At 59.6% G+C, this 11,570-nt stretch carries 12 protein-coding genes; 3 read left to right on the forward strand and 9 right to left on the reverse strand.

Going from position 1 to position 11,570, the window contains the following annotated elements:
- Nucleotides 1–3: 3 nt before the first annotated feature.
- The gene (gene adk, locus BUE92_RS06770; RefSeq protein ID WP_003189104.1) at nucleotides 4–651 is read right to left on the reverse strand and encodes an adenylate kinase; all 648 of its coding nucleotides are present in this window, start codon (nucleotides 649–651) and stop codon (nucleotides 4–6) included.
- 280 nt (nucleotides 652–931) lie between these two features.
- Nucleotides 932–3,577 carry a phosphoenolpyruvate carboxylase gene (ppc, locus tag BUE92_RS06775; protein WP_073522694.1) on the reverse strand — a complete coding sequence of 882 codons (2,646 nt, stop codon included), beginning with the start codon at nucleotides 3,575–3,577 and terminating at the stop codon, nucleotides 932–934.
- A gap of 197 nt (nucleotides 3,578–3,774) precedes the next feature.
- On the opposite strand from ppc, the gene BUE92_RS06780 reads away from it, so the two are divergent.
- The 3 genes from BUE92_RS06780 to BUE92_RS06790 all read left to right on the forward strand — a co-directional run bounded on the left by BUE92_RS06780 (nucleotide 3,775) and on the right by BUE92_RS06790 (nucleotide 5,670).
- Nucleotides 3,775–4,119 (forward strand): pilin assembly protein, encoded by a 345-nt coding sequence (locus tag BUE92_RS06780; protein ID WP_073522699.1) that lies wholly within the window; start codon nucleotides 3,775–3,777, stop codon nucleotides 4,117–4,119.
- A 283-nt stretch (nucleotides 4,120–4,402) separates the two neighbouring features.
- Nucleotides 4,403–4,828: a DUF4398 domain-containing protein gene (locus BUE92_RS06785; protein ID WP_034126517.1), complete on the forward strand. Its 426-nt coding sequence runs from the start codon at nucleotides 4,403–4,405 to the stop codon at nucleotides 4,826–4,828.
- Nucleotides 4,829–4,884: 56 nt separating this feature from the next.
- Complete coding sequence (locus tag BUE92_RS06790) at nucleotides 4,885–5,670, forward strand: OmpA family protein (protein ID WP_005785517.1); 786 nt, start codon at nucleotides 4,885–4,887, stop codon at nucleotides 5,668–5,670.
- Between the two features lie 24 nt (nucleotides 5,671–5,694).
- Here the strand turns inward: BUE92_RS06790 and BUE92_RS06795 are convergent, their stop codons facing one another.
- The 7 genes from BUE92_RS06795 to lysS all read right to left on the reverse strand — a co-directional run bounded on the left by BUE92_RS06795 (nucleotide 5,695) and on the right by lysS (nucleotide 11,519).
- Nucleotides 5,695–5,889 (reverse strand): hypothetical protein, encoded by a 195-nt coding sequence (locus BUE92_RS06795; RefSeq protein ID WP_034126515.1) that lies wholly within the window; start codon nucleotides 5,887–5,889, stop codon nucleotides 5,695–5,697.
- 74 nt (nucleotides 5,890–5,963) lie between these two features.
- Complete coding sequence (locus tag BUE92_RS06800; RefSeq protein ID WP_073522700.1) at nucleotides 5,964–6,302, reverse strand: hypothetical protein; 339 nt, start codon at nucleotides 6,300–6,302, stop codon at nucleotides 5,964–5,966.
- Between the two features lie 109 nt (nucleotides 6,303–6,411).
- Nucleotides 6,412–6,738, reverse strand: coding sequence for a hypothetical protein (locus BUE92_RS06805; RefSeq protein WP_054917825.1), 327 nt, complete (start codon nucleotides 6,736–6,738; stop codon nucleotides 6,412–6,414).
- The gene (locus tag BUE92_RS06810; protein WP_073522701.1) at nucleotides 6,735–7,640 is read right to left on the reverse strand and encodes an alpha/beta hydrolase; all 906 of its coding nucleotides are present in this window, start codon (nucleotides 7,638–7,640) and stop codon (nucleotides 6,735–6,737) included. Before BUE92_RS06810 ends, BUE92_RS06805 begins: the two co-directional genes overlap by 4 nt.
- A 147-nt stretch (nucleotides 7,641–7,787) precedes the next feature.
- The gene (locus BUE92_RS06815) at nucleotides 7,788–9,065 is read right to left on the reverse strand and encodes a flavohemoglobin expression-modulating QEGLA motif protein (RefSeq protein ID WP_014717201.1); all 1,278 of its coding nucleotides are present in this window, start codon (nucleotides 9,063–9,065) and stop codon (nucleotides 7,788–7,790) included.
- Nucleotides 9,066–9,193: 128 nt separating this feature from the next.
- A complete protein-coding gene (locus tag BUE92_RS06820; RefSeq protein ID WP_073522702.1) occupies nucleotides 9,194–9,910 on the reverse strand; it encodes a TetR/AcrR family transcriptional regulator in 717 nt (238 codons plus the stop codon).
- A 106-nt stretch (nucleotides 9,911–10,016) separates the two neighbouring features.
- Nucleotides 10,017–11,519, reverse strand: coding sequence for a lysine--tRNA ligase (gene lysS / locus BUE92_RS06825; protein ID WP_073522705.1), 1,503 nt, complete (start codon nucleotides 11,517–11,519; stop codon nucleotides 10,017–10,019).
- Nucleotides 11,520–11,570 lie beyond the last annotated feature (51 nt).

Here is an 11,570-nt window from a genome sequence, read left to right on the forward strand (position 1 = left end):
GGATCAGCTCAGTGCTTGCAGCACCTTGGCGGTGATGGCCTCTACCGAGCCCACACCTGGGATGTGGCTGTATTTCGGCTTGCCCTGGGCTGCGGACAGCTTCTGGTAGAAGTCCACCAGGGGCTTGGTCTGGGAATGGTAGACCGACAGGCGATGACGCACGGTTTCTTCGGTGTCGTCTTTACGCTGCACCAGGTCTTCGCCGGTGACATCGTCCTTGCCTTCCACTTTCGGCGGGTTGTAGACGATGTGGTACACACGGCCCGAGCCTTCGTGAACGCGACGGCCAGCGATACGCTGGACGATCTCTTCGTCTTCAACCGCGATTTCGACCACGGCGTCCAACTCCACGCCCGCCTTCACCAAGGCTTCAGCCTGGGGAATGGTGCGTGGGAAGCCGTCGAACAGGAAACCGTTCTTGCAGTCTTCCTGGCTGATGCGTTCCTTGACCAGGTTGATGATCAGGTCATCGGAGACCAGGCCGCCGCTGTCCATCACGCTCTTGGCGATCAGGCCCAGCTCGGTGCCAGCCTTGACGGCCGCACGCAGCATGTCGCCGGTGGAGATTTGTGGAATGCCGAATTTTTCAGTGATGAACTTTGCCTGAGTACCTTTACCGGCCCCGGGAGCTCCCAGCAGAATGACGCGCATCGATGTGCTCCTCAATTTTTTATAGAGATGACGCTCGGATTCGCCGCGTGGGGCCAATCTCGTAAAAATGTGGTTCTAGGCCGATCAAACGGCCAAAGGCTGATCAAGATACACAGCGGGCCCTCACCATACAAGCCGCCAAAAGTAGGAGAAACCCGCGCCGCACATGCGTCAGCGCCAGGGTGTGCCTGAGCGCAACCCACCCCCTCAAACAACGGCCGCCCGTTTCCGGGCGGTCGTCGCGGCTTATACGCAAGCCGTTGAGTACACGCAAAAAACCTCAGCCGGTGTTGCGCAAACCGGCCGCGATACCGGCCACGGACACCAGCAGCGCCTGTTCCAGAGGGCTGTCTTGGGCAGCCTCCTGCTGGCGCGAACGTGCCAGCAACTCGGCCTGTAACAGGTGCAAGGGGTCGAGGTAGGTGTTGCGCAGGCGGATGAACTCAAGAGTGTCGGGGCTATGGGCCAGCAGCTGCGACTGGCCGGTCAGGCCAAGCACCACGTCACACGCCTGCGACAATAGGTCGCGTAAGTGCGCACCCAATGCCAGCAGGTCCGGCTGCACCAGGCGCTCATCGTAAAGACGGGCGATATCGGCATCGGCCTTGGCCAAGACCATTTCCAGCATGTCGATGCGCGTGCGAAAGAACGGCCACTGCTCGCGCATCTGCCCCAGCAATTCACCTTCACCACGTTCCAGCGCCTTGCTCAGTGCCGCTTCCCAGCCGAGCCAGGCGGGCAGCATCAGGCGCGTCTGGGTCCAGCCAAAGATCCATGGGATGGCGCGCAAGCTTTCAATCCCGCCCGCACGGCGCTTGGCCGGGCGGCTGCCCAGGGGCAAACGGCCCAGCTCTTGCTCCGGCGTGGACTGACGAAAGTACTCGACGAACTGCGGATTTTCCCGCACCACGGCACGGTATGCGCTGACACCGTCTGCCGCCAACTCGTCCATCAGATGACGCCAGGCAGGCTCGGGAGGCGGCGGCGGCAACAGGGTCGCTTCCAGTACCGCGGCCAGGTAGAGATTGAGGTTCTGCTCAGCGATATCCGGCAGACCGAATTTGAAGCGAATCATCTCACCCTGCTCAGTGGTGCGGAAACGCCCCGCCACCGAGCCCGGTGGCTGCGACAGGATGGCAGCGTGCGCCGGGCCACCGCCACGACCAACGGTGCCGCCACGACCGTGGAACAACAACAGCTCCACCTGTTGCTCGCGGCAGATATCCACCAGGCGCTCCTGGGCGCGGTACTGTGCCCAGGCGGCGGCCGTGGTGCCGGCGTCCTTGGCCGAGTCCGAGTAGCCAATCATCACTTCCTGCGGGCCCTGCAAGCGCGCGCGGTAACCCGGCAGTTGCAGCAGGCGCTCCATCACCGGCCCGGCGTTGTCCAGGTCGGCCAGGGTCTCGAACAATGGCACTACGCGCATTGGCCGCTGTACGCCGGATTCCTTCAACAGCAGTTGCACCGCCAGCACATCCGACGCGGCGCCGGCCATGGAGATGACATACGAACCTAATGATGCGGCTGGTGCGGCGGCGATTTCCTTGCAGGTATTGAGCACCTCGGCAGTGTCCGCCGAGGGTTTGAAGTACCCCGGCAGCAAGGGCCGCCGATTGGTCAGTTCCTGGGTCAGGAAGCTGATGCGCGCATCCTCATCCCAGTCCTCATAACGCCCCAGGCCCAGGTAATCGGTGATTTCGGTCATGGCCGCCGAGTGACGGCTGGAGTCCTGGCGCACATCCAGGCGCACCAGGAACAGGCCGAACGTCACGGCCCGGCGCAGGCAGTCGAGTAGCGGGCCATCGGCGATCACGCCCATGCCACATTCGTGCAGGGACTCGTAGCACAACTCCAGCGGGTCCAGCAGGTCGCGATTGTTCTGCAACACCTCGGCCGGCGCCGGGGTGGCGCTGGTCAACGAGGTGTGGGCCCACTGGCGCGTGGCGCGCAGGCGTTCACGCAGTTGTTTGAGCAAGGCACGATAGGGTTCGACGCTGTCGCCGACTTTGGCTTGCAACGCCGGGCTGGCCTGTTGCATCGACAGCTCGGAGGCCAGTTGATCAATGTCACGCAGATACAAATCCGCCGCCATCCAACGCGCCAGCAACAGCACTTCGCGGGTGACCGGCGCGGTGACGTTCGGGTTGCCGTCACGGTCGCCACCCATCCACGAAGCAAAGCGAATCGGCGCCGCCTCCAGGGGCAGGCGCAAGCCGGTGGCGGCGTGCAGAGCCTGGTCGGCCTTGCGCAGGTAATTGGGGATGGCGTGCCACAGCGAATGCTCGATCACCGCAAAGCCCCATTTGGCTTCGTCCACCGGCGTGGGGCGCACGCGCCGGATTTCTTCGGTGTGCCAGGCTTCGGCGATCAAGCGTTGCAAGCGCTCGCGGATCTGCTCGCGCTCGGCGGGGGTGAGGTCACGGTGATCCTGCAAGGCCAGTTGCGCGGCAATGGCATCGTATTTCTGGATCAGCGTGCGGCGGGCCACTTCGGTGGGGTGGGCGGTGAGCACCAGCTCGATGTCCAGCCGCGCCAACTGCCGGGCCAGGGATTCATTGCTGTGCCCTTCGCTTTGCAGGCGGGCCAGCAACTCCGGCAAGACCCGGGATTCGAACGGCGCCGGTTGCGACTCATCGCGCCGATGAATCAACTGATATTGTTCGGCAATGTTGGCCAGGTTGAGGAACTGGTTGAAGGCTCGGGCCACTGGCAGCAACTCGTCCTCCTGCAACTGGTTGAGGCTGGCGCTCAACTCATCGCCAGCGGCTTTCTCTGAAACGGCTCCGCGACGGTCGGCCTTGGCGCCTCTGCGGATCTGCTCGATCTTTTCGAGGAAAGCCTCGCCGTACTGCTCTTGAATGGTGTTGCCCAACAGCTCACCCAGCAGGTGAACATCCTCACGCAAGCGTGCATCGATATCACTCATCAGCCAATCTCCAGCCAGAAATCCGGGACGCGCAGGGGGTTCAGAGTGCCGCCGACGTCGGGTTCTGACAAGGCCGAACGCAAACGACTTTAAACCTTGGCGCTTGCAGCTAGTCTCAACGGTGAGTCGCCGCGTCATCCACGCAGGCGGCTGGTCACTCATCACCGCCTGCCATCGCAGGCTTTATTGAGGTAGCCATGAAAATTCGAGAACTGGCCCAGCATTGGGAAGAAACCGCCAAGGGTCGTTTGACAAAGACTGAGTACGCAATTCACCTGGATGTAGAAGCCGCTGCCCGGCTGGCGGCCATTGCCGAGATGTACCCCAAGCGCCACGTCGAAGAACTGCTCGGCGAGCTGATCGGCGCCGCCCTTGAAGAGCTGGAAGCCAGCTTTCCCTACATCCAGGGCCAGCAGGTGATCGCCACCGATGAAGAGGGTGACCCGCTGTATGAAGACGTCGGCCCCACGCCACGCTTTCTCACTTTGTCCCGTCGCCACTTACATGATTTGTCGGCCGGCACTGACGAACAAAAGCACTGATAAACTTTTATTGACGTCAATTAAACCAGCGTATTCCGGGCCTTTTACGGGCCCGGAGGTACCGCCGCACGCCGCGAAAGTTCCATTTTTCAAACACTGACCAGTCAGTCAGATATTTTTTTAGGCAAATCGCCATATCCGCTGAACTTTTGAAAAAAGCCTCCGGTCACAGCCAGTAGCCATCACGTGTGGAACGGTCGTTTGAACGGACGCCATGTGCTTTACCGACGGGCCCGAAATCGATACGCCCCGATGGATTTTGATGTTTTTCAGGAGTTATCCAATGGAGTTGAAGACGATGAACACCAGCACTGCCAAATCCTCGTTTAACCACCTGCGCGGGCTCAAATTGGCCGCGCTGGCAATCGGCACCAGCTTCGTTCTGGCGGGCTGCGCCGGCAACCCTCCAACCGAGCAGTACGCCGTGACCCAATCGGCCGTCAACAGCGCAGTCAGCGCGGGCGGTACCGAGTATGCGGCGGTGGAAATGAAGTCGGCCCAGGACAAGCTCAAAGAAGCTGAGATTGCCATGCACGACAAGAACTACGACAAGGCTCGCCAATTGGCTGAACAAGCCGAGTGGGATGCCCGCGTCGCCGAGCGCAAGGCCCAGGCTGCTAAGGCTCAACAGGCTGTGAAGGATTCCCAGAAGGCTGTTGAAGAGCTGCGTAAGGAAGGCATGCGCCCAGCTGCAATCATGCAGAAGTAAGCCGCAGCCCCTTGACTGCATCGCACCTGATATCGAATTGAAAGGACGACACGACTATGCGTAAACAATTGATGATCCCTGCCCTGCTCGCGATGAGCGTTGCCTTGGCGGCCTGCTCCACCCCGCCTAACGCGAACCTGGAAAATGCGCGGACCAATTTCTCGGCCCTGCAAACCAACCCGCAAGCCACCAAGTTGGCGGCGCTTGAAACCAAAGATGCCAGCGAATGGCTGGACAAGGCTGACAAGGCCTATCGCGACAACGAAGACGAGAAGAAAGTCGACCAACTGGCCTACCTGACCAACCAGCGCGTTGAAGTAGCCAAGGACACCATCGTCCTGCGCGAATCCGAAGCCAAGCTGAAAAACGCCGGTGACGAACGTGCCCGCGCCCTGCTGGACGCCCGTGATGCGCAAATCAAGCAACTGCAAAACAGCTTGAACGCCAAGCAAACCGATCGAGGCACCCTGGTGACTTTCGGTGACGTGCTGTTCGCCACCAACAAGTCCGACCTGAAATCCAGCGGCCTGGTGAACATCACCAAGCTGGCTCAGTTCCTGCGCGATAACCCAGACCGTAAAGTGATCGTCGAAGGCTACACCGACAGCACCGGTTCCGACTCGTACAACCAGAGCCTGTCTGAGCGTCGTGCCGCTTCTGTTCAGCGTGCACTGGCTCAACAAGGCGTGGATATCTCGCGTATCGTGACCCAGGGTTATGGCAAGGAATACCCGGTTGCCGATAACGGCAGTGTCTCCGGCCGTGCCATGAACCGTCGCGTGGAAGTGACCATCTCCAACGACAACCAGCCAGTCAAGCCACGGTCTTCCGTTGCTAACTGATTGATGCTGCATAAAAAACCCACCTTACGGTGGGTTTTTTTTGGGTTCGTCGAACCCGACTGGACGATGTGTATCTTCGAGCGGCATTTCTATCTTCGCGCTCGACAGCTTGTCCATCAGCTGGCTAAGCTCATGCGTCTGGGCAACTTTGCGCTCCAGTTCTTCATGCCCTCTCGCCATGTTCAACATGTTGCGTATCGCAGCAATAGTAATCGCCACTGTCTCGGCCCCAATCTTTATGAGTCATGACGCTTTTTGTGGCTTCTGACGCAAGACGGTTCCCGTTGTTCATGTTACTGCTGGAAATCAATGGAAATCTTTGTTCCATCCTCGCCACCAGGCTTACTCCCTTCGCCACCAGCGCCTTGACCCTCTTGGCCTTCCATAGCTTTAAGCTTTTCCTCGAGTCCTTTCAGCAATTTTTTAAGTTCATCCATAATGCCTTGCGAATCGCCGCCGCCTTCTGAACCGCCGCCGCCCTCTGAACCACCGGCACCTTGAGATTGCATCTGACCTATTTGCTTCTTCAGACCCTCAATCTCTTTCTTGAGGCTGCCCACGTCACCGGATTGTTGACCTGCATCTTGAGCGCCAAAACCACCTTGGGAAGGACCAACTCCACCTATAGACATATGTGACTCCAAATCAAGTTAAAGAGTTAACCGAATCAGCGTTGCTGCTCGGTCCCAAATCAGTGGTAACTCACTCAAAATGGTTCCAGCTTTCCCCACATTGCCTGTCCTATTGCTCCAGTTTCGGCGTTTCTTGACCTATACAACGCACGGCCTGCTTCTTGTTGTTCACCAGCACGCCGCTCAAGCCTTTCTGCTCGGTATCAAACATCACCAACACACCGTCAACACACTGCGCCACTTGCGCGGCAGGGGTCAGGGAGACTTTGTAATCTTCGCCCGGTATGGTCTTGAGCATGGTGAAATCGCTGAGCAGCAACGCATCTTCCGGCTTGGCGAAGTGCAGGTAGCCGTAGTACCACAGGCAGCCAACGGTGCCGATGATGGTTCCGATGCCGGTGAGGATCAGCGGGATCATGTTGCGTTCTTCGCTCATTGCGGGCTCTCTGATGAGTCAACTTTAGGAATAGGGTAATTCGGAATTTCGCCCAGGCGGCGCAAGCCGTTGAAGTGCAGCGGGTCGTCCAGATAACGCAGCATGACGGTTTGCCAGGTTTTGTCGGCAAAGGTCTGCACATGACCGCCACGGGTCAGTTGCAACACCCTGGGCGGTGGCGCCGCTTGATACAGGCGGATGCCATTGGCCACCGGCACGATCGGGTCATCCAGGCTGTGGAACAGCAGCTTGGGCACACCGGTCAACCGGGGCATGGCATTGATCGCACTGTCGGCGTCGGGCACCAGCCACGACAGCGGCACCTGCAACGGCCAGGTTAACCAGGAAGTGCTCAGGGCGAATTGTCCTACATCACGATAACTGGCAGGCACGCCATCCAGTACCAAGGCTTTTAGTTGGGCTAGACGCTCCGGGTGGGCTGCGAGGTAATGCACCGCCAGTGCACCGCCCAGGCTTTGGCCGAGAATAATCAGCGGTTGACCCTGGGTTTCAGGCGCCTTGTCGATCCAGCCGAATGCGGCGTCGATATCCTGATAGATCGCCGGCAACGACGGCTTGCCTTCCGACAGCCCATAGCCGCGATAGTCCAGCAACAGCACTTGATAACCCTGCTCCGGCAACCACCAACTGCCCCCCAGATGCCAGGCGAGGTTGCCGCCGTTGCCGTGCAAATGCAGGACTGTGCCCTTGAGCGGTACACCGGGTTTGGCCGGCAGCCACCAGGCGTGCAGTTTCACGCCATCTGCGGTGGTGAGCGTGATGTCGCGGTATTGCAGGTGGGCTTTTTCCGGGGTGAAGGGTAGGCCGGGCTCGGGGTAGAACAGCAAGGAGCTGCAGCCGTTCAATGTGAGTAGCAGGCATACAATGCCGAGGATTCTCATCCGTTGAAACCTCATGGTGATTGACGCCCACTGTAGGAGCGAGCTTGCTCGCGAAGATCGTCAACGATAACGCAGTAATACTGAAGAAACGCGGCGCCCGAGAGTTCTTCGCGAGCAAGCTCGCTCCTACAAATAGGATTGCACTGGTCAGAGGATATTGGAGTAATCCGCCTCGATCCGGTCCAGGCTCAAGTGGTTGAGGAAGTTGGAGAAGCACATCCAGGCCGCCAGCGCGTTCATGTCACGGAACTGCTCCGGCAGGTACTTGGGCGGCACCACCAGGCCTTCGTCGACCAACTGGCGCAGGGTACGCATGTCTTCAAGGGTGGTCTTGCCGCAGAACAGCAGCGGCACTTGTTCCAGCTTGCCTTTACGTACAGCGAGCTGGATGTAGTTGTAGACCATGATAAAGCCCTTGAGGTAGGACAAATCCTTGGTAAATGGCAGGCCGGTGGGCACCGAACCACGGAATACCCGGCTGGCATTCCCATAGCTTTCGGCCATTTCAAAGCCTTGCTCGCGGAAGAACTCGAACACCTGCAGGAAGTCGGCGCCCTCCTCCACCATATGGATGGCGCGAGTCCGGTTGGTGAGTTTGCGCAGGCGGCTGGGGTAGGAGGCAAACGTGATGATTTCCATCAGGATCGCCAGGCCTTCCTGGGTGACGGTAGACGACGGCGGGCCCTTGGACAGAAACGTGCAGATCGGCTGGTTCTGGCCGTTGAGGGTGGTGCCCACATGCACCAACCCTTCATGCACTTCGAGGGCGCGCACGTCGCGGTCGTTGAACATCGCATCGGCGCGGATCTTGATGTAGTCGGCGCCCGCCGCCGCATCGGCGACGATGCCGTCGGACTCGAACACGCGGATGGTCTCTTCGGCTTCGCCAAACACCTTGTTCAGGCGCGTTTGCAGCAGGCTGACCGCGTCCTTGGCGGTGAGGGTCTTGGCTTCGTCCTTGAGGTCACCCCGGCCATCGATGTTGTTCAGGTAGTCGGAGAGCATCAGGCCAAGGTCGGCCAGGGTCGGGTCGCCGGCGTGGAACGCATCGGAGGCGGCGCCGTAAAGCTCTTGGGAAATCAGGCCGAAGTCCTCGGTGCCGCGCGCTTCAAGCATGCGCACCACCATGCGGTATTCACGGCACATGCGCCGCATGATCTGCCCCACCGGACTGAATTGCCCAAGGCGACGGGTAATGTCGCGCTCGATGTTCTGGAATTCCAGCTTCACCGCACTGGAATCGAACGACAGCGGCCGGTTCAGGTAGTAATCACGGTCTACGGCAGGCATCGCCTTGCCCTTGGCCTTGAGAAATCCCTGGCGAATATTCTCGTCCCATTTCACCGCATCGAGGACGCGGATCGGTGTTTGCGCCAGCACAATGCGATCGGACAAGGTGCGTATCGTCTGCTGGTAATCGTCCACCCGATGCTTCCTCTTTAAACGTTATTGGCCCACGCGCAGGTAGCGCACGGCTTCACATCTGAGCAGCAGGCCCATCAGAGGTGGGAGCTGGCTTGCCTGCACCCACCCAAAGCAGATTGCGCACAGGGCTAGGCCGAGGCCAATACCAGGTGCATGTGACGCTTGAGGATTTCAAGCATCTCGTCACCCGTCAGAGGCTCTGCGCCGCCCAACAGGCCCTGATATTCCATCCGACTGATGATAGCCGTCAACACCTTGGCATCCTGCTGTGGCTCACGGGAACCCAATACCTGGAAAAACTGCCCGGTGCCCTGCAACAGGATCTGTTGATGGGAGCGTACCAGTTCGGCCAGGCGCGGGTTGAGCAGGGCTTCCTGGCGAAAAGCCTGCTCGGCCATCAGGTATTCGCGGCGGTTAGTCAGTTGGCGCAGCACATAATCGGCGGTCAGGCGCGCGATATCATCGGCCAGTTGCGAGCGCGACTCCGGGCTGCCGTCACCATAGGCGACCATCTCGCGCAACAGGCCTTCGTTGCGCACCCACAACTTGCCCATGAAAGCGGCGCTGCGCTCCACGTATTGGGCGAAGGTGTCGGTGAGCAGGTCGTCGATGTCTTTGAAGTAATAGGTGGTGGCCGACAGCGGCACCCCCGCCTCTGCCGCCACTGCCCGGTGACGTACGGCCCGCACGCCATCGCGCACGACGATACGCATGGCCGCATCGAGAATGTCTTGCCGGCGTTGCTCGCTGCCCCGCCGACTGGCCTTGCGGCCCTGGTACTGAACGCTTTCAGCCACGGCAGCAGCAATGCCGGCGGCACCTTCTTGAGCCATTACGCGGTTCACCACACACATCCTTGAATAGAACAAAACCTGGCGCTGTTTGCTTGACACTAGTACAGGCCACATAAAAAAGCCGCCTTATAAAAGGCGGCTTCGGATTTCGCTACGGTTACGCTTGTGGCCGCATGTGCGGGAACAGGATCACGTCGCGGATCGACGGCGAGTTGGTCAACAACATCACCAGACGGTCGATACCGATACCTTCACCGGCAGTCGGCGGCATGCCGTATTCCAGGGCACGTACGAAGTCGGCATCGTAGTGCATGGCTTCGTCATCGCCGGCGTCCTTGTCGGCCACCTGGGCCATGAAGCGCTCGGCCTGGTCTTCCGCGTCGTTAAGCTCGGAATAGGCGTTGGCGATTTCGCGGCCACCGATGAACAGCTCGAAACGGTCGGTAACGTTCGGGTTGTCGTCGTTGCGACGAGCCAGCGGCGACACTTCGAACGGGTACTGGGTAATGAAGTGCGGCTGTTCCAGCTTGTGCTCCACCAGTTCTTCAAAAATCATCACCTGCAGCTTGCCCAGGCCTTCGAAGCCCAGCACCTTGGCGCCGGCTTTCTTGGCAATGGCACGGGCCTTGTCGATGTCGTTGAGGTCGCCAGCGGTCAGCTCGGGGTTGTACTTGAGGATCGAGTCGAACACCGACAGACGCACGAATGGCTCGCCGAAGTGGAACACCTTGTCGCCGTACGGCACGTCTGTGCTGCCCAGCACCAGCTGTGCCAGCTCGCGGAACAGCTCTTCGGTCAGGTCCATGTTGTCTTCGTAGTCGGCGTAGGCCTGGTAGAACTCCAACATGGTGAATTCAGGGTTGTGACGGGTCGAGACACCTTCGTTACGGAAGTTTCGGTTGATCTCGAATACTTTCTCGAAGCCACCAACAACAAGCCGCTTGAGGTACAGCTCAGGCGCAATGCGCAAGAACATTTCCATGTCCAGCGCGTTGTGGTGGGTTTCGAACGGCTTGGCTGCGGCACCACCCGGGATGGTCTGCAGCATCGGGGTTTCCACTTCCAGGAAGTCACGCTGCATCAGGAAACTGCGGATGTGGGCAATGACTTGCGAGCGCACGCGGAAGGTCTGGCGCACGTCTTCATTGACGATCAGGTCAACGTAGCGCTGGCGATAGCGCTGTTCGGTGTCGGTCAGGCCGTGGTGCTTGTCTGGCAGCGGGCGCAGGGACTTGGTCAGCAGGCGTACATTGGTCATCTCGACGTACAGGTCGCCCTTGCCGGAACGGGCCAGGGTGCCTTCGGCTGCGATGATGTCGCCCATGTCCCAGGTTTTCACCGAGGCCAGGGTTTCTTCGGACAGGGTCTTGCGGTTGACGTAGACCTGGATGCGACCGGTCATGTCCTGGATCACCATGAATGAGCCACGGTTGAGCATGATGCGACCTGCCACCTTGACCGGGATCGCAGCCTCTGCCAGTTCTTCCTTGGTCTTGTCCGCGTATTGCTTCTGCAAGGCATCGCAGTAGTTGTCGCGACGGAAGTCGTTGGGGAAGGCGTTACCCTTGGCGCGCTCGGCAGCAAGCTTTTCCTTGCGCAGGGCGATCAGGGAGTTTTCTTCCTGTTGCAGGGCTTGCGGGTCGAGTTGTTGGTCGCTCATGTCTTTAAATATTCCATCAGGTTCGTTGCCCCCAGCCTTCGGCGGGGGATC

Source organism: Pseudomonas fluorescens (genome assembly GCF_001902145.1).
Classification (GTDB): domain Bacteria; phylum Pseudomonadota; class Gammaproteobacteria; order Pseudomonadales; family Pseudomonadaceae; genus Aquipseudomonas; species Aquipseudomonas fluorescens_BV.